An 18,670-nucleotide genomic window follows, 5' to 3' on the forward strand; every position below is an offset into this window, starting at 1 on the left:
CATAAGTGCTTTGTAATTTAAAAATTGTTCTTAATTAGCCATTAAAATTTATAACACTAAGACTGGCTCTATCTATGTCTTAGTGTGTCCAACGAGAAAAGCCGTGAGTAGTCAGAAAAATAATAAACTTCAATCGTCTCTAAATACTACGCCACCTATATTTAAACAAGTTTGTGTGATTGGACTTGGGCTGATTGGTGCCAGTTTTGCGCAAGCCATTAAAGACAATGGCTTAAGTGAGCGTTTGGTAGCAGTCGATAGACATGCACCAAGTATCATAGAAGCTATTGAGCATGGTCTGCTAGATGCAGGTAGTGCAAACTTACAGGACATCATCGCTGGCAGTGATTTAATCATTATTGCAGTGCCAGTACAGGCAGTTCAAGTAGTGTTTGTTGATATCAAACAAGCGATGGATAACGGACAGCTTGCCAGTGATTGCATCATGACGGATGTCTGTAGTACTAAAGTCAATATCATTGATGCCGCTAAAGCAGTGTTCGGTTCGCTGCCGATAGGATTAGTGCCAGCGCATCCAATTGCTGGGGCTGAAAATTCAGGGTATCATGCTCGCCGCGCCAGTTTATTTGTCAATCATAGCGTCATTATTTGCGAGCTACCGACAACCAGTGCAACTGCTATTGCAAAGTTGCGACTATTGTGGGAATCAGTAGGCGCAAATGTCATGTCAATGGATGCTGAGCACCATGACCGCATATTAGCGCACACCAGCCATTTGCCACACCTGCTTGCCTTTAATTTGGTTGAGCAATTGGCAAGCCATGATGACAATTTAGATATGTTTCGTTATGCCGCTGGTGGATTCCGCGATTTTACCCGTATCGCTGCCAGTGACCCTAAAATGTGGCATGATATATTTTTTGCCAATCAAAGCGCGATTGTCAGCGCCCTTGATGAGTATGGTGACTACTTACAGACAATGCGCCAACTTATCATTGATAAAGATTCAACCGCCCTGATGGGACTTTTGGGCCGCGCGCAAGCCGCACGGCGACATTTTGGCCATATGTTAGCCAGCACCCCTTATACGGATACTTCTGCTATGTCAGCTTCTTATAATATTACCCCTAGCAATACTGTTTCTGGCACTATCGCCATTCCTGGTGACAAATCTATCTCGCATCGCAGCATTATGCTCGGCAGTCTTGCCACAGGCGTGACAAATGTGACTGGGTTTTTGGAAGGGGAAGATGCGCTAGCAACGCTGCAAGCATTCCGTGATATGGGTGTGACTATCGAAGGCCCTGACAATGGCAATTTGACCATTCATGGTGTCGGTATGAATGGTTTAAAACCTAGCAAAACCCCACTGTACATGGGTAACTCTGGCACCAGTATGCGTCTGCTATCTGGTATCTTGGCAGCGCAATCGTTTGATAGCGTGTTGACAGGTGATACTAGCTTGAATAAACGCCCAATGGAGCGCGTGGCGGCACCGCTACGGTCTATGGGAGCTGTGATTCAGAGTACTGGTCATAGTGGTACTGCGCCGCTCAGTATCACTGGTCGTGATACAGTTGGCAAGCCATTACAAGGTACTGAGTATGATATGCCAGTTGCTTCAGCTCAGGTAAAGTCTTGCTTGTTACTAGCAGGTCTATGGGCAGAGGGTACGACAACGGTCACACAGCCTGAGATTAGCCGTGACCATACTGAGCGTATGCTATCGGCCTTTGGTTATCCGGTAACCGTAGAAGGCAATCGCATCAGTGTCACCGGTGGCGGCACAATAACAGGTGGCGATATCGCGGTTCCTGCCGATATCTCATCTGCAGCGTTTTTTATGGTGGCAGCAGCCATCAGTCAAGACAGCGAACTGACCTTGAACCAAGTAGGTATCAATCCTACGCGTACTGGCGTCATTGATATTCTTAAATTAATGAATGCAGATATTAGCCTAAGCAATGAGACACATGTGGGCGGCGAGCCAGTTGCTGATATTACAATTCGCAGCTCAAACCTAGTCGGTATTGACATACCAGAGCATCTTGTACCACTGGCGATTGATGAATTTCCTGTGCTGTTTATTGCGGCTAGCTGTGCACAAGGTCGTACGGTATTGACTGGTGCCAAAGAGCTGCGTGTCAAAGAATCAGATCGTATCGCTGTGATGGCAGAAGGATTACATACGCTTGGTATTGATTGTACTGTAACTGATGATGGTCTGATTATCGAAGGCAAAGGCGCTGCTACTGAAAATGGTGAAGTCAATAATGACCAACCTGTTTTTGGTGGCGGTCATATTGTCTCGCATCATGATCACCGTATTGCAATGAGCTTCTCTGTTGCCAGTCTGCGTGCATCTCAGAAAATTACCATTGAAGGGGTTGAAACGGTCAATACTAGCTTCCCAGGATTTGCTGAACTTGCCAACCAAATCGGTATGTCTATCCAAGTGGATACTGGTGCTGAGTAAGTCGCTAAGCTACTATTAACTCTTAAAGATTTAATCTAACATCGTTAGCAATGTACTCATGTCACTATTGGCGTGAGTACATTGCTTTTTACCTTATAATCTCACTGTAGTAACCCTGCACTCTCACTATTCGATTGACAATAATAATTAGAATTAGGTGAGAGCGCGCTTTGCTCTAAAAAGTTGTCCTATATTATGACTACCCAAAATGTCATCAAAAAACCCGTTGCCCCAATCATCACAACCAGACGCGGCATTATTACTGCGCTTATCGCGTTCTTTATTTGGGGTGGATTTCCGCTATACTTCAAACAGTTATCTGATTATGATGCAACGGAGATCATTGGTCACCGTATCGTTTGGACGTTTTGTTGCCTACTGATTGTGTTAGTGGCTACCAAACGCTGGGGGTGGATAGAAACGCTCAAGCAAAACCCAAGATGGATTGCGCTATCACTGGTCTCTGGGTTAATTATCGCAACCAACTGGCTGACCTATGTATGGGCGGTCAATCATGATCGTATCCTTGAGGCCAGTTTGGGTTACTTTATTGGGCCGTTGGTTGGCGTTGCGCTATCCATGATTTTATTTAAAGAGCGCCTGCGCACGCTACAATGGGTAGCCATTGGCTTTGCATTATTGTCTGTGGTCATTCAAGTGGTGATGCTTGGTAGTCTGCCGTGGATATCATTGATTTTGGCATTTAGTTTCAGTACCTACGGGACGATTCAACGACAAACGCCATTGACTGCTGTTGATGCCATGTTTGTCGAGACCGCAATGTTGGTACCTTTATGTCTTTGGTGGTTTTGGCAGTCTGATGTGGCAAGTCATCAACTGAGCTTTTGGTTTAGCTCAAACATTTGGCTACTGATGATTGCAGGCCCGATTACGCTAATACCGCTTTTATTATTCAATAAATCTACCAAGCTCGTGGCATACAGTATTCTGAGCTTTATGAATTATCTGACGCCGACCTTCATTTTCTTTTTGGCAGTATTCTATTATAAAGAACCATTCGATTTACATCGTTTAGCAGTATTTGGTTTGATTTGGTTAGGTCTGCTATTATTCAGCATCGACCTGTGGCGCCATCGTCCAAGTAAAGTGTTAAAAGCGGCGCGCCTACGTGAAGAAGCGCTAAAATCGGCTAAGTAAATATTAAAAACACGAAAAAAATTAGCAAACAAGGATGAAAGCATGTTTCATACTCAGTCTGATGTTGTATTTATAAAAGGTCTAAAAGTTGAGGCAGTCATCGGTGTTTATGACTGGGAGCGTGCTATCACTCAGCCATTACTCATTGATATTGCGCTTGAAACGGACATTAGCCGTGCTGCTGTGTCCGATGATGTCAGCGATGCCCTGAGTTATAAAGAAGTCTGCGATGATGTGAGCGAGTGGTGCAAAGAGATTCAAGCAAAGCTGCTTGAGCATTTGGCTGGTCAAATCTCTGATAAGATATTTGCAAAATATGACTGTCAAAAAATAACGTTGAGCATTGCTAAGCCTACCGCTATTGCCCAAGCTGATGCGGTAGGGGTGCAAATAACGCGCTATGCGCCAGCATCAACCAACAAGCCAGCTACTAAAGAAGCTGCCAAAGAAGTTAACGTCAGCCAAGCTGATGATGCATAAAACGTCAGTGGATTTGAATTTGGCAATGTTCACACAATGCGCACCTGAGACTATACAAGCGCAGCCTGTGGTAGAGTTAGTGTTAGCGCTAGGCAGTAACTATCAAGCCGACAAGTATCTCCCGCTTGCTAGGCAGCGATTAGCAGCGCTAGGTGAGGTGCGATTGTCTACGGCCTTTCAAAATCCTGATTTTACCGCGACTACCCAATTACCAAAGCCTGACTATACCAATCAATGTGTCCATTTAGCACTGACCACACCGATAAGCCTGCAGCAACTACATCAAACCTTTAGAACGCTTGAAGGCGATTGTAATAGATGTCGACAGAATAAGCCAAATCAAGTACGGCGAGTGACAATGGACATTGATATTTTGATGATTAAATTGGCTAATATAGAAAATAGCCTAAGCAAAAATTTGATATTTAAATCAATATCTGATTGGATTGTCATGGCTGATCGTTATCCATTTAAAGCCCATGAGGAAGCTGGAGTTAGGGAATTAACCGTATCTACTAATTAGATGTTTAAATAGCGTTTTAAGAGAAGGTCGATGTTAAGTTGATAGGTGATAAAGTAATTTATTTTAACTGACACTGACTACATCTGATATTTCTGCAGTAGATAAAACTAAGGGGCGTACAGTATACTGTACGCCCCTTAGTTTTATTTCTTTTGCTGAAATTCTAGTAGTTACTTCTGCTCGTTATCTGCGTCATTGATATCAGCACGACCAATCACATCTAAATCTTCTAGACATAGCTTGTCATATTCTTTTTTGCAGAAATTGGGATCAATATCGCACATCGCTGACTGTAGTTGATCGAGACGATTCTCTGATTGTTGAATATGTTCGAGCATTTTGGCAAAAGCTTCTGCGACAGGGTCTTGTGAATAAGGGTCGATACCATAAGCACGGAAGGTATTGGTGCGTTTGGCAGTAGGGGTAGTATCTTTAGTTTGATCGTTGTTCTCACCAGCCTGCGCAACTTTTTCTTGTTGCTTAGCGTCTTGTACTTTTGTCGCGATTGGATTGCCTTTTTCATCGTGATGATCTGAGATCATACGCGCGGCACTGCCGACCATCGTAGCACCTGCTGGTACTGGCTTGACTACCACTGCATTCGAGCCGATTTTAGCGTTTTTACCGACTGTAAATGGTCCCAAAACTTTTGCACCAGCACCGACTGTTACACCGTCTTCTAGCGTTGGGTGACGCTTGCCATTATTCCAAGACACACCGCCCAAAGTAACACCATGGTATAGCGTCACATCGTTACCAATCTCAGCCGTCTCACCAATGACGACGCCGACACCATGATCGATAAAAAAGCGTCTACCAATCTTGGCAGCAGGGTGAATCTCGATACCTGTCATGATGCGCGATCCGTAAGAGATCACGCGAGCGGCTAGTTTTTGTTCATTGTTCCAAAGACAGTGAGCACCACGATGTAAAACAAGCGCATGTATACCCGGATAAGTTAGGATCACTTCCAAACTATTACGCGCCGCAGGATCTCGGGTGAATACTGCATCAATATCTTCTTTCAAATCGTTTTTGATAGTAACAAGTGATTTGAATAATTTGGATGGCAATGACATAAAGCGTCCTATCTATTCGTCGGTAGAGTGTCGTTGCGAAAACAGCGATGCCTCTAATCTGTGGTCATAAAGTTCGGATAATCAGGAATATATATTTTCGCTAAGCTTCTGCAAGTTATAACAGCTTTATACGGCAAAATATAGTAAAAAGCTATCAAATAAAGGCAAGCTCATAAACTATGATTTGTTTTAGTCTTTTGATAGTTTGGCAATTAAAGCGCTTAATAGCTGATACTCTTTTTGATCAAGCTGTAGACGTGACCCAAGTCTAGACAAGCGTGATGGCAATGACTTTAGATGTTCGCTATTGGCTAGGCCACGCTGCACCATAAGGTCAGTGGTGCGCTGAGTAAGCTGTTGCAGCTGCTGCTGATTAATAGCAGGCTCATCCCATTGCTGACGCAAATTCACATTGATTGTCGATTGGGCGTCTGTACTTGTATTCGAATCTAAACTATCCACTGTCTGAGTGTGCGTTTGAGCATAAGCAAAGATAAAGCTGGCGATGACTTGCACCGCTGATGCAACATTTAGCACAGGGTAAGCAGGATTGGCATCGATTTGAATATGATAATCGGCATAAGCCAATTCTTCATTGGTCAATCCACGGTCTTCACGTCCAAATAATATAGCAATATTTGGTTTGTTAGAAGTCGCGGTAGATGAGTTATCAACATTACTATCGTCTGCACTTAAAGCTGCCTGTGCATCGATAAAGTCAAACATAATCTTAGCGGCTTGCGTAGGTGTCACGACAGGGCGTGGTAAGTGACGGCTACGACTACTAGCGGCAAACACCAACTGACAGTTTGAGATAGCAGACTCTAAAGTGGGGGCAATCAAAGCTGACGATAATAACTCACTGCCACCCGCTGCATGAGACACACTGGTTTCGTCAATCGGTAATTTGGGATCGACCACCGTTAAACGAGACAAGCCCATGGTATGCATCGCACGAGCAGCCGAACCAATATTGGCAGGCAAAGTTGTATTGACCATGACTACTTGCAAGCAATCAAGGTAGTCGTTCACTGTGCGTGATGATACGGCTAATGAAGCGTCGTTACTCATTATTGTTCCAGTCTCTGATTGATTTCTTGTTCGGCACGGTGTAATGCAATGGCAATCTCTTCGATCAGGACGGCTTGCTCATTGATACGGCGCTCACGGCAGTATTCTTGTAACTGGCTACTAAGACGAACTAATTGAGTCGTACCTAAGTTGGCGCTGGCGCCTTTTAAAGCATGAGCAGTTTCGAAGCCATTGGCGTTATCGTCTTTTTGGTGGGCAATTCGCAGCGCTGCAACTCTTTGCTTACTATCAGCAAAATATACTTGTATCAAATCAACAAAGTCTTCTTCGAGCAGGTCACGCATGTCCTCGAAATGTTCATGATTGATGATTTCTTCATCAGTTTGTCCGAGCATATTATTATTTGTAGTGTCATCCATCGTGGTTGTCCAATTTATAAAAGTTAAAGCAATAAGATTACTATAATGAATTTTTAAAACGTAATGTACGTCTTAGCTGTAATGGAAATGTAAGTTTTCTTCACTGACCAAAGTCTTTAATGTCTGTAGGTTGTCGTCATTTGGGTAAACGCGCCAGTGCTCAGACAGTCCAACATTTGCGATGCCATAGACTTCATAAATGCTTAGTCCAAGTGGCAGACAGTTATCATTGATAGAAGCGTCAGTATTACTCAGGGCGTTATTGGCATAACTGGCTGGCATACCGTTTTGATTGGCCGCGTCATGGTTCATGTCGCTCTCTAATGCCAATAAATCATTACCGTTCTCATCATACAAGCTACCACCCATTGCAGGGTCGTAGACATTACTACCGCTGCCACCTTGCTCGTCTTGCTCTTGGTTATAAGCCAGACGCGGCTCGGGAATAATGTCAGCTTGGGCTGATTTAAGTAGTGGTTGTAGACGTGTGAGCAAATTAATATCGCTACCGTGAACTTTGATACTGATTTTTTTGAGCCAACGTAGTCTGGCATCTACCATGCTCATGGCACTATCAAGACGTGCGAACAAACGTCCATCCCGCTCACGGATGCTGCCTTTGATGATGACAACTTCATCGATTTTCAACTGCTCTTTGACACGATTAAAGCGTTCAGCGTAGCAGCTAACCTCGAGTCTCGATGTACCATCATCCAGAGTAATCACGTTGCGGTTACCAAAGTTGGCAATATCTATAATAAGCCCAGAAAAATAGCAGCTGCCGTTATAACCAGTATCGGTTAACTTATCGAGACGTGCACCAGAGGTATAGCGTTTGAGCTCATCCAAATACTCATTGATTGGATGTCCCGTTAAGTACAGTCCCAAGGTGTTCTTTTCAGCTTTTAGGCGGTGTTTATCACCCCAAATGAGTTCTGGCGTCATGACTAACGGCGGCGCGGCGACGACACCATCCATTTCACCAAACAAATCCATCATGCCTATTTCACGGTTCTGGCGGTCTTGTTCAGCAGCCTGTACGGCGCTTGGCAACTGACTCATTAAGGCACCGCGAATCTCGTACGCTTCATCGGCTGGCAAGTCAGGTCGCAAGGTTGCGGCAAAGTCGTCAAAACAGCCCGCACTGACCAATGCTTCAAGCGTGCGTTTATTGACTTTTTTGATATCGACACGGCGGCAGAAGTCATACAAGTCTTTAAAAGGACCTTCGCGGCGGCGTGCATCTACGATAGACTCTACTGCGCCTTCACCCACGCCTTTAATTGCGCCAAGACCATAGATGATATTGGTCGGAGTATCGGCAACGAAATGCCACTCACTACGATTGACTGAAGGATTGACTACGGTCAACCCAAAGTTTTCACGGCAGTCATTGATAAAGAACACGACGTTGTCGGTGTTGTTCATATCAGAAGTTAAGACCGCTGCCATAAATTCGGCAGGGTAATATTGTTTTAGATAGGCTGTTTGATAAGCCAATACCCCGTAAGCCGCAGAATGAGAGCGGTTAAAACCGTAACCTGCGAACTTTTCCATCAAGTCAAATACGCCACCTGACGTGACCTCATCGATACCTTGTGAGGTGGCACCAGTGACAAAAATATCGCGCTGCTTGGCCATCTCTTCAGGTTTCTTTTTACCCATCGCACGGCGTAGCATATCAGCACCGCCCAAACTATAGCCTGCCATCACCTGTGAGATTTGCATCACCTGTTCTTGATAGACAATAACGCCATTAGTGTTCTCTAAAATCGGCTCAAGATTGGGATGGTCATAAATGACTTCCTCGCGACCATGCTTACGGTCGATATACATCTCTACCATGCCTGCATCGAGTGGGCCGGGACGATACAGCGCACACATGGCGATGACATCTTCGATATTGGTCGGTTGCAGTTTGGCCAGATACTTCTTCATGCCCATACTTTCTAGCTGAAAGACCGCCGTGGTTTTGGCATCTTGCAGCAGCTTATAGGCTTTGCTGTCATCTAACGGCAAATCTTCCAAAACTAAGGCAGGTACGTTTTCTTTTGCACGGCGCAAGTTGATGTTTTCAACTGCCGCATTGATAACGGTTAGGTTACGTAAACCCAAAAAGTCAAACTTCACCAAACCAACAGCTTCTACATCGTCTTTATCAAACTGGCTGACGCGGTGACCTTCATCATCACAGTAAATGGCACTAAAGTCAGTGATTTTGTGCGGAGCAATCAATACGCCACCAGCATGTTTACCGACATTTCGGCAGACGCCTTCCAGCTTAATCGCCATCTCCCAAATCTCAATGGCATCTTCATAATCCATATTATCAGGATTAGAGATCAAGTCTTTGAGCTGTGGTTCTTGCTCAAGCGCTTGGCTCAGTGTGATGCCAGGCGTTTTTGGAATCAGCTTGGATATTTTATTGGCTAAAAAGTACGATTTGCTTTGTACGCGTGCCACATCACGCACAACCGCTTTTGCGGCCATAGTACCAAAGGTAATAATCTGCGATACGGCATCACGACCATAGGTTTGCGCGACATAATCAATGACGCGGTCACGACCTTCGATACAAAAGTCGATATCGAAATCGGGCATCGATACACGCTCAGGGTTCAAGAAGCGCTCGAATAGTAGATCGTAATGAATCGGGTCAAGGTCGGTAATGTTTAATGCGTATGCGACCAAGGAGCCTGCACCAGAACCACGTCCAGGGCCTACTGGCACGCCATTGGCTTTTGCCCAGCGGATAAAGTCCATGACGATTAGGAAGTAACCGGGGAAGCCCATGGATAGAATAATATCTAACTCATATGCAAGGCGTTCATCGTATCTCTGACGGAAATCGCTCCAATTGTCCGTACGTGCTTCGACAGGAAACAGCTTATCTAAGCGCTGCTCAAGACCGCGTTGTGACTCGGCACGGAAAAACGATTCAATCGTCTCGCCTTCAGGCACAGGAAAATCAGGTAGGACGTTAATACCAAGCGTCAAAGTTACATTGCAGCGTGTAGCGAGGCGTAAAGTGTTATCAATGACCTGCGGAATATCAGCAAATAATTGCTCCATCTGAGCTTGTGTTTTTAGATACTGCTCATCCGAGTAAGTCTGCGGACGGTTTGGATCAGCAAGGACATAAGAGCCTGCAATACAGACGCGAGCTTCATGAGCATCAAAATCATCCTGCTCTAAGAAACGCACGTCATTATGCGCAATGATAGGGATGTTGTGTTTGGCACCTGAATGAATGGCTGCTCTAATAAAGGCATCTTCGCCTGAACGATTGGTACGCTTGATCGCAAAGTACAAACGATCGTCAAACTGTGCCTGCCACTCAGTAAGTAGTTCATCGGCTTTTTCTGGCATCGAGCCGACCAATGCTTGACCCACGTCTGATTTCTCTGTGAGCAGTACAATCACACCTGCTGCATGCTCCAAGATATGACTGCGCTTAATAACCGGTGTGCCATGATTGATAGGATCAGCACGACCTTCGGTAAACCCAAGCGACACGATGCGAGTAATGTTTTGATACCCTTCATTATTCATCGCAAGTAGGGTAAGGCGTGTGTCTTCATTATCCATGATGACTTCACTGCCAATGATAGGCTTGATACCCGCACCTAAGCAGGCACGATAAAACTTCACCGTGGCATATAAATTGGACAAATCGGTCAATGCCAACGCGCGCTGATTATCAGCCGCAGCAGCTTTTACCAGCGGTTTGATACGCACGATAGAATCGGTGATGGAATATTCGCTGTGAATGCCAAGGTGTACAAATGCCATAGAAGACTCTTACTGGTACGATCAAAGAAATAAGCTACCGATAAAATAATTGATTATTATCAATCAATTATGCTGATATCTAGTGGCCGACAAGACCTCGATAGCTATATTGATACGTTTTAAATGGGGTCGTCAATAATAGCATTATTTGCCGCAGACAGCCACAGGTTCAAAGGGTTTAATCTGCGTGAGAGGATTCGTTTTTCTTATTTATTAACATGAAATTTTGCTGCGTGTTCTCTCAATAGTTGTTAGCATAAACATTTGTTTTTAAATAATTGTAATGCTATGCCGATTTCACTATATTATTCACGCAATCAAAGAAGACGATAATACTATGAGTAATATTACTAAGCTGCCTGCATTTGGCGACATGTTAAATGCTGGAATACAAACTATAAAAAATTTAAGTACGCGAAATACTATTGGGCGCACTGTATTTTACAGAGAGTTTGAGAAATTAGCGCAAATCGTAAATGATCATAAAGACATCAACTATATGAGTAACTACGATATACGCCATGAATGTCATGATGGTTCGCCTTGCTATGACGAAATTATTGATTTGATCTTAGTATGCTTATCTGCAATGGGCTTGGTTAAGGAGGATAAATTTAGTTTAGTTCCTAATCTAAATCAGAACTTTGCCAATTTTATTAATTTCGATGAGAAAGTAACGCCTAAAAATATCATACGTTTAGACCCTTTCGGTAAAGTTTATTTTTGGCTGGCGGGTAATAGTTTTAATCAATATATTAGTGAAGGAATACCAAATGGTGATTATATTGCCAACTTTAAACGCTTCGATAGCAAGTCTTTTGCTGATTTGCAAAAAGTTAATATTGCTGCTTATGGCAAAAATGGTGACGCGCTTATTAGCCATTTGATTGACGAAACTAAACGTCGAACCTCTATATTTATGAATAATTATGCAGATGTTGCTGTTGGTAATGATTTTGTCAAAGTGACGCCTGATATGATCATGGCTCAACTTGAAAGCTTATCACCTTTGCAGTTTGAATGGTTTTGTTTGAAATTGATTGAGAGATCCTTAGAGATAGAAAGTCCTGAAAGTAATCTAACATCTCGTCATACAGGGCGGTCTAACGATAATGGTATTGATGGACTAATTATTCAGGACTTTCCAGATGGTGAGGTGCACAATTATTATATACAGGCCAAGCTCTATAGTAATGGCAATAATATATCTAATGGCGATTTGAGAAATTTCATAGGTGCATATCCTCCACAAAAAACCAATCATCATGGCATCTTTATTACTACCACTAGCTTTACTAAGCCTGCTCAAGACTATGCTAATTCGACTGATTCGCACAGTCTTATTCTCATTGATCAAATGAACTTGATCGAGTTAATGATGCAACATAAAGTCGGTTTAAAAGAGGTGAATGCCAGACCAAAATTATTATTGGACAATGACTTTTTTGAAAGAATTAAGCTATATTAAAGCAGGTCAGTATTTACTTATTTATGCAAGAAAAGCTCTATGAGTTATAGCAACACATAGAGCTTTTTTATAATGACTAGAGACATATATTCATAATTTAGTAACCAACCACCGCCGCATCGACAATACGTGGATCAGACGATCCATAAACACCATTTGGGGTAAGCATAATCGACTGCGTAGAGCCCATCGCGGATTTTGGACTGACGGTATGACCCATTGATTCGAGCTTTTTCACGGTATCGATATTCAGTGCTTTTTCCACTCGAATCTCATCAGGTAGCCATTGATCATGGATACGCGGCGCATGTGTTGCTTCAGCGATATTCATATCATGGTCGATGACGTTGGAGATAATCTGAGTGACAGTCGTGATGATACGACTACCTCCTGGGCTACCAGTAACGATATAAGGTTTGCTGTCTTTGAATACGAGCGTCGGACTCATAGAAGACAGTGGACGCTTATTGGCTTCCACAGCATTGGCATCGCCACCAAGTAAGCCGTAGCCGTTTGGTACGCCCGGTTTGGCAGAGAAATCGTCCATTTCATTATTGAGCAGAATGCCCGTGCCATCCGCAACGAGACCAGTACCATAAGAGAAGTTTAACGTATAGGTGTTGGCTATCGCATTGCCATCTTTATCAACGATAGAGAAATGCGTAGTCTGATCACTCTCGTACGGCAGAGGATTGTTTGCTTTGATAGTGGCTGCTGGCGTGGCTTTATTGGGATCAATCAACGTACGCAGTTTATCTGCGTAGGCTTGTGAAGTTAAGCCGCTGGCAGGAACATCAATAAAGTCAGCATCTCCCAGATACTCAGCTCGATCTGCATAAGCCAACTGCATCGCTTCGGCCATTAAGTGAATAGTCTGTGCGCTGTTTTGTCCGTAGTCTTTGAGCGGATAGCCTTCTAAGATATTTAAAATCTGCACGATGTGAATACCACCAGAGGAGGGCGGCGGCATAGAGACAATCTCATAGCCACGGTAGTCGCCTTTGACAGGTTCTCGAGCGATGGCTTGATAATTGGCTAAGTCCTGCAGGCTCATGCTGCCGCCTGCTTCATTGACTGCTTTGACCAGTTTTTGAGCGGTTTCACCCTTATAAAATCCATCTATGCCCTGTACCGAAATCCGCTTTAGCGAACGCGCAAGCTCAGGCTGCTTTAAACGTTCGCCTGGCTGATAAGCGCTGCCATCAGGCTTAAAGAACACTTTTTTGGTACTTGGCCATTTTTGCAGGCGATCGCTCAACGCCGTGAGTGACTCGGACAAGCCAGCGGTGACTTCTATACCGTCTTCAGCCAGTGCTATCGCTGGTGCCATAACTTGCTCGCGGCTCATCGTACCATGCTCCTCTAATGCTTTTAGTAGTCCTGCTACTGTCCCTGGCACGCCAATGGCCAAGCCATGATAGCGAGATAAGTCGCTGACAGCATTGCCTTCTTTATCAAGGTACATATCGCGTGAGGCGCTACTCGGTGCTTTTTCACGGTAATCAAGCGCCACCGTTTTGCCTTGTTTGGCATCATAAATCATCATAAAACCGCCGCCACCGATATTGCCTGCGCGCGGCAAGGTTACTGCTAGGGCGAAACCTACTGCAACGCCAGCATCTACCGCATTACCGCCGTCCTTTAAAATCTGTAAACCGATATCAGAGGCAAGCGCTTCTTGGGTAGCGACCATGCCGTTTTTTGCCCAAACTGGATGATGAATGGCGTCTTCAGAATAGATGGCTTGGTCACTATTAGTATTGTTCGATGTGGTGCTAAGTGTATTGGTTTTCGCTCGCGTGATGCGCTTGGTTTCAGAGAGTACCGTTGGACTATCAGCCATGATGGCCAAGTTTATGGCACTGGTATTGATTGATGTGTTGTTGACCGTTGCATTACTTACTGAGGTTGTTGGCTCTACGGCCTGTGCGGATATAGATAGCAGTAGCGTACTGGTAATGAGCACGACGCTAGATTTGAGTAAGGTATTGATTTTTGGTTTACGCTGCTGAGCGGTTCGATGATGGCAAGATAATAACTGTGACATCGCAAAGTCCTTTTTACGCGAGTGGAAGGAATAGGGTTAGGAAATAGATAAGCATAAATAGTAACGAAAATATGAAATAGTAGAAAGTTGTTTATTATCTTTTGTGGCGTATGCTTTTGTAGCGTTTAGCTATATCAGCTCTATTTCAAATAAACGGGGCTAATTTTCAAGTAAATGAAGCTACTGATAAGACAACAGTTATACAGAGAAAATTATTTATGAATGAAGAAATCCTTTAAAAATATTCGCTAATATTACTAAGTTGTAACGTCTTGTGATATAAATAACGGTACCACTGTACACTCATTATCGACTGTCTATTCATACAAAGAGATTACTATGTCATCACACCATATTAATAACCGCAATCGACAGCGCTACTCTGAGACTGCGCCCACTTATTTATCTAACACTGATCATAAAAACTATAATGGTAAAAATAATAACGGTCATCTATATCCAGCCGGTAAATTGACTTCTATAGCATTGCTCGTTGGTAGTGCTTCACTTGTACTCGCAGGTTGCCAATCAACTCCAGCTAGCTCATCTTCCAATCTGTCGTCGAATAGCAGCGTCTCTAGTACCATGATGGACTTTAGTGTCGCCGATGCCGCGCAGAGCCAACGTCAGGGTCAAGCCTTTACTGCCAGTCAAAATGCTCAGGCCGCGCGTTATGAGCAGCTGTTTGATCAAGAGAAGTATTCAAGCACCGAAAACCAAGCCAAATCACACTTGCTTGCAGCCATTCGTCAGCACTTGGCGACCGAGCATGTCGCAGTCGCCACAGCCAATTATCGCTCAGCACCATTCATTGACCCAGATAGTATCGACGCAGGAGCGAGTAGCTTGCTCAGAACGATTATAGAAACCTATGCGTATCAGCCTGAGGGTATGTATGATAGTAGCGATGATGAAGCGCAAGCTGAGGCTAGAGCAGAATTAGCAGCGGTAGGTGTAGAGTCGAATAAATGCAATGAAAACGAAGATGATGACGCTTATGAAGTCTGTGTGGTAGAGGGTATTAACTACGATTATGATGACGCAAAAGATTCGATAGAGTCCGACTATCCTAGTGATTACGATAAGTCTAGAGCAGAAGCTGAAGCAGAGAGAAGAGCTATTGCTGCTATATTGGCTGAAGCGGGGGAAAATGAGCCGACGAGCAGTGATACCAACAGCGATAACGAGTATGCTTACGATACAGCAGATGATTATAGTAGCAATAATTTCAGTAGTGACGACTACGATAATTATGATGAATACAGCAGCGGTGCTGAAGGGATGCTCTCAGGGATGTCAGGGTTAAGTCCTAAGTCAATGGCTGCAAAGTATGAAGCCATGCAAATGGCAAAACAGCAAGCTAAGACAAAGACGGTAAATCGTGGCAGCCTACCAATGTCATCTACAGGCATGATTGGCAATATACTTGATATGTTCCACCGCACTCCTGAGCAAATAGCTGCATCCAATGCTTATCAGTATGAGCATTTAACATTCAATAGTGTCAGTCAATACCGTCCCAAGCAGCGCCAACTACAAAGCGTCTATAGCTACGACTACGCTACACCTACGATTAGCTCATCGATACAGATACCGTTAGCATTTGATTTTAATAGCAGCAGTGTCGTAGTAGATCCATCGGCCATCATGCCGATTGTTGCACTTGTCAACCCTGAAAATACGCCATTACCATCACAGATGACCTCGCATACGGTGAGCTTTGGTTTGCCTGAAAGTATCACGGCACAGTTGCCACCAGCGGTGCTCTACGATGCGGTGCTCAATGCGATACAGAGCAGCATGGCTGAGCTGGCGCCTGAGCATTTTAGCGCAGTGGATATCAGTGGTGATGCGTTTGCCCAAGAAGTCGGTGCGACTCGCGCCGTAAAAGTCTATTTCGGTAGTCAGCAAAGCGGTGAAATAATTGGCAAGACCCTCAAATACGTAACGAAATCACTGCAAGAATACGTAGATGCCAATCCAGACAAATACCCTGATGGTGCTACGTTGAAGGCAGCACTTGCTAAAGCGCAATTATACAATAAAGGTTATCAAAGCGCGGATGTCGGTTCGCTATTACAGCTTATCGAAGCTATCGGTCCTATCTCGTTTAATCAAATCAACTACTATTACTTAGACAGCTCAGATCGACTGTTGGCCAAGCAGCAGCGTGTCAATATCGGTGGTGATTTGATGGGGTCGACCACAACCATGCTAAACCAAGTGCGTTACGATAAAGCCAGCTTTAACCGTCACGCCTTGACGCCACTGCTTACAGAGTCTTTTGGTCCAAACGCGATGCCTCCTATCGATGGCAATGCATGGATAGCTACGCAACGCGAGAAAAAAGACAGATTACAAACGGCTCGCTATGCACGCTACGACTATCAAGATAATGGTGTCGAAGGTGCTTATAGCAGTAATGAATATGGCACTGATGAATACGGTAACGATAATGATAATGGCGCAGACGCTGTCGATGAGAGCCGAGTTGACGATGCTCAAGATGATATGAATGAAAAATAGAAGTCAAATGACCTCATCTCATTACATTTACGCTCATATCTATTAAGGATAAAAATGAAAACAGTACATCACACCATTGCACAACGTCTGCCATTTAAGACTGAAAATAATCTGTTAGTCACCAGCGCATTTTTGACAGGGGCACTGTTGTTAACAGGTTGCCAGTCTACCAGTTTGGGCCAGTCCAACACGGCGGCTGTAAAACAAGCGCCTAGCATTGCCAAAAAAACACTAGAAACAGCCCTGCAAAAACAGCGACGTCAGTCCTTTAGCTATCATAGCAATCTTGAAATTGGCAATAACCAAAAATTTACAGATGCCGATACTAATACTAGTACGGAGAAAATGGCGGTATCAGACTATGTAGATGAACACTGCGAAGAGGCACATGACCAAGCGTACGCCGCTCTAATCTTGCAAGCCGAACAGCAAAACAAAGATATCTTAGCGGTGGATTACGATACTAAGCGTGACAGCATAAGGCAGTCGTACTTTGAGTGCGTAGCTGCCTATCATGCATGGGATGACCATCAATACGATAGCGATGTAAAAGTAGCACCAGATTATCAAGCGCTATTTGATAATTATGAGGATAAACAAAGACCGTTAGATGTGAAGAAAGCACAGTTATTAGAGGAGTATCTACTAAAGCCGCTCTCTATCGACTCTCAAGGGATCTATCAACCGATGGCAGGCAAGGCTACGATGCTCGCTAGTGCGCAATATCAAGCACGTAATCATCACAGCAGTATCAACCAGCCTATTTATATGGATTTTAAAAACGGTGATATTTACCTATGGGCAGATAATTTTGCGATTCTAAACTCAGAATTGTTAGACGATAAACTCGGTACAAAATGGCAAAACAAGTGGTTAAAAATAGCCATTGATGATGGTACGTTACCTAAAGGGTTTGGTGGTGAAGTGATAAAAAGCCACTTTGCGGCGTTAGATGCGACTTATGACGCGGCTCCTGTCAGCCAGTTTAATTATGTTGCCCCTAACTCACTTGCTTCACTGTCTCCAAAGCTGCCCGCGCACCAGTTATTGGCTATGCTACCAAGCGATCAAATCATTCGCCGAGTACAAAGCTTTGAGGACTATCAAGCGTCGCAACAGAAATATATGCAGATTTTCTATGATCGAATCAGTGAAAAATACCCAGAGCTGGTACAAGAACCCGAACCGATGACAGCGTTTGAGTCGATTCAAAATCCAAAGGCATTCACCAGTAAGTCTGTTGTACAAAAAATACTGGCTATGATAAAAGATCAAATGAATGAGGAAGCCACGACAGGTGAGGTCGTTGCCGATACAGAAGTACAGGAGCTATACGGGTTTGATAAACGTGGCCAACTAAAATGGGAGCACTTACGTCGTCAGTTGGACAATACTAACACTACCGATACCGAAGCGAATAACAACAAAGGCATGAGGATAGATGTGTTGCAGCAGTATTCTGCTATCAGCACTAAGGATTTGGCGTTTCCTAACCTACCAAGTAATGTGCAGTCGCCGAACGCTAGCAATAGCATTGATTTACGAAAGTATGCTCCAGAGCTGCTGCAATACTACCAAGATGGTAATGGCACGGCAGTAGGTAAGATGGTCTTTAACATGTTGCCGATGGTCAGAGAGCGTATTGGTACGGTTGAGTAACTGATTAGAGTATTAATGAGTAAATAGAAAGCATTATTAGTTTTTGAACA

General features: G+C 44.0%; 12 protein-coding genes. 7 read left to right on the forward strand and 5 right to left on the reverse strand.

Annotated elements, in window-relative coordinates:
• Positions 1 to 103: 103 nt before the first annotated feature.
• From ACS8FA_RS20870 to ACS8FA_RS20885, 4 genes are all read left to right on the forward strand, one after another.
• Positions 104 to 2,437, forward strand: coding sequence for a bifunctional prephenate dehydrogenase/3-phosphoshikimate 1-carboxyvinyltransferase (locus ACS8FA_RS20870; protein ID WP_439266605.1), 2,334 nt, complete (start codon positions 104 to 106; stop codon positions 2,435 to 2,437).
• A 195-nt stretch (positions 2,438 to 2,632) separates the two neighbouring features.
• The gene (rarD, locus tag ACS8FA_RS20875; RefSeq protein WP_427566509.1) at positions 2,633 to 3,595 is read left to right on the forward strand and encodes an EamA family transporter RarD; all 963 of its coding nucleotides are present in this window, start codon (positions 2,633 to 2,635) and stop codon (positions 3,593 to 3,595) included.
• A gap of 42 nt (positions 3,596 to 3,637) precedes the next feature.
• Entirely contained in the window at positions 3,638 to 4,075 is a 438-nt protein-coding gene (folB, locus tag ACS8FA_RS20880) for a dihydroneopterin aldolase (protein ID WP_201571793.1), read from the forward strand.
• 25 nt (positions 4,076 to 4,100) lie between these two features.
• On the forward strand, positions 4,101 to 4,598 hold the full coding sequence (locus tag ACS8FA_RS20885) for a 2-amino-4-hydroxy-6-hydroxymethyldihydropteridine diphosphokinase (RefSeq protein WP_439266659.1): 498 nt from the start codon (positions 4,101 to 4,103) through the stop codon (positions 4,596 to 4,598).
• 170 nt (positions 4,599 to 4,768) lie between these two features.
• On the opposite strand, the gene cysE is transcribed toward ACS8FA_RS20885, so the two are convergent.
• The 4 genes from cysE to dnaE all read right to left on the reverse strand — a co-directional run bounded on the left by cysE (position 4,769) and on the right by dnaE (position 10,920).
• Positions 4,769 to 5,677: a serine O-acetyltransferase gene (gene cysE / locus ACS8FA_RS20890; RefSeq protein ID WP_439266599.1), complete on the reverse strand. Its 909-nt coding sequence runs from the start codon at positions 5,675 to 5,677 to the stop codon at positions 4,769 to 4,771.
• A gap of 189 nt (positions 5,678 to 5,866) precedes the next feature.
• A complete protein-coding gene (locus tag ACS8FA_RS20895; protein WP_439266597.1) occupies positions 5,867 to 6,748 on the reverse strand; it encodes an RNA methyltransferase in 882 nt (293 codons plus the stop codon).
• The gene (locus tag ACS8FA_RS20900; protein WP_439266595.1) at positions 6,748 to 7,128 is read right to left on the reverse strand and encodes an Hpt domain-containing protein; all 381 of its coding nucleotides are present in this window, start codon (positions 7,126 to 7,128) and stop codon (positions 6,748 to 6,750) included. Before ACS8FA_RS20900 ends, ACS8FA_RS20895 begins: the two co-directional genes overlap by 1 nt.
• 72 nt (positions 7,129 to 7,200) lie before the next feature.
• Positions 7,201 to 10,920, reverse strand: coding sequence for a DNA polymerase III subunit alpha (dnaE, locus tag ACS8FA_RS20905; protein WP_439266593.1), 3,720 nt, complete (start codon positions 10,918 to 10,920; stop codon positions 7,201 to 7,203).
• A 337-nt stretch (positions 10,921 to 11,257) separates the two neighbouring features.
• Here dnaE and ACS8FA_RS20910 point away from each other — a divergent pair, with 337 nt between their 5' ends.
• The gene (locus ACS8FA_RS20910; protein ID WP_439266591.1) at positions 11,258 to 12,388 is read left to right on the forward strand and encodes a restriction endonuclease; all 1,131 of its coding nucleotides are present in this window, start codon (positions 11,258 to 11,260) and stop codon (positions 12,386 to 12,388) included.
• Between the two features lie 97 nt (positions 12,389 to 12,485).
• Here ACS8FA_RS20910 and ggt read toward each other — a convergent pair whose 3' ends face one another.
• Positions 12,486 to 14,435 carry a gamma-glutamyltransferase gene (gene ggt / locus ACS8FA_RS20915; RefSeq protein ID WP_439266589.1) on the reverse strand — a complete coding sequence of 650 codons (1,950 nt, stop codon included), beginning with the start codon at positions 14,433 to 14,435 and terminating at the stop codon, positions 12,486 to 12,488.
• Positions 14,436 to 14,774: 339 nt separating this feature from the next.
• Between ggt and ACS8FA_RS20920 the strand changes: the two genes are divergently transcribed.
• Both ACS8FA_RS20920 and ACS8FA_RS20925 read left to right on the forward strand, forming a co-directional pair.
• Complete coding sequence (locus ACS8FA_RS20920; protein WP_439266587.1) at positions 14,775 to 16,961, forward strand: hypothetical protein; 2,187 nt, start codon at positions 14,775 to 14,777, stop codon at positions 16,959 to 16,961.
• 54 nt (positions 16,962 to 17,015) lie between these two features.
• Complete coding sequence (locus tag ACS8FA_RS20925; protein ID WP_439266585.1) at positions 17,016 to 18,620, forward strand: hypothetical protein; 1,605 nt, start codon at positions 17,016 to 17,018, stop codon at positions 18,618 to 18,620.
• The last annotated feature ends 50 nt before the right edge of the window (positions 18,621 to 18,670 follow it).

The organism is Psychrobacter sp. 1Y1 (assembly GCF_051847395.2).
Lineage (GTDB): Bacteria > Pseudomonadota > Gammaproteobacteria > Pseudomonadales > Moraxellaceae > Psychrobacter.

Coding starts and splice junctions, on each gene's coding strand:
- rarD (WP_427566509.1), top strand. CDS start 2,633: ATGACTACCCAAAATGTCATCAAAAAACCCGTTGCCCCAATCATCACA.
- folB (WP_201571793.1), top strand. CDS start 3,638: ATGTTTCATACTCAGTCTGATGTTGTATTTATAAAAGGTCTAAAAGTT.
- ACS8FA_RS20885 (WP_439266659.1), top strand. CDS start 4,101: ATGTTCACACAATGCGCACCTGAGACTATACAAGCGCAGCCTGTGGTA.
- cysE (WP_439266599.1), bottom strand. CDS start 5,677: ATGTCATTGCCATCCAAATTATTCAAATCACTTGTTACTATCAAAAAC.
- ACS8FA_RS20895 (WP_439266597.1), bottom strand. CDS start 6,748: ATGAGTAACGACGCTTCATTAGCCGTATCATCACGCACAGTGAACGAC.
- ACS8FA_RS20900 (WP_439266595.1), bottom strand. CDS start 7,128: ATGGATGACACTACAAATAATAATATGCTCGGACAAACTGATGAAGAA.
- dnaE (WP_439266593.1), bottom strand. CDS start 10,920: ATGGCATTTGTACACCTTGGCATTCACAGCGAATATTCCATCACCGAT.
- ACS8FA_RS20910 (WP_439266591.1), top strand. CDS start 11,258: ATGAGTAATATTACTAAGCTGCCTGCATTTGGCGACATGTTAAATGCT.
- ggt (WP_439266589.1), bottom strand. CDS start 14,435: ATGTCACAGTTATTATCTTGCCATCATCGAACCGCTCAGCAGCGTAAA.
- ACS8FA_RS20920 (WP_439266587.1), top strand. CDS start 14,775: ATGTCATCACACCATATTAATAACCGCAATCGACAGCGCTACTCTGAG.
- ACS8FA_RS20925 (WP_439266585.1), top strand. CDS start 17,016: ATGAAAACAGTACATCACACCATTGCACAACGTCTGCCATTTAAGACT.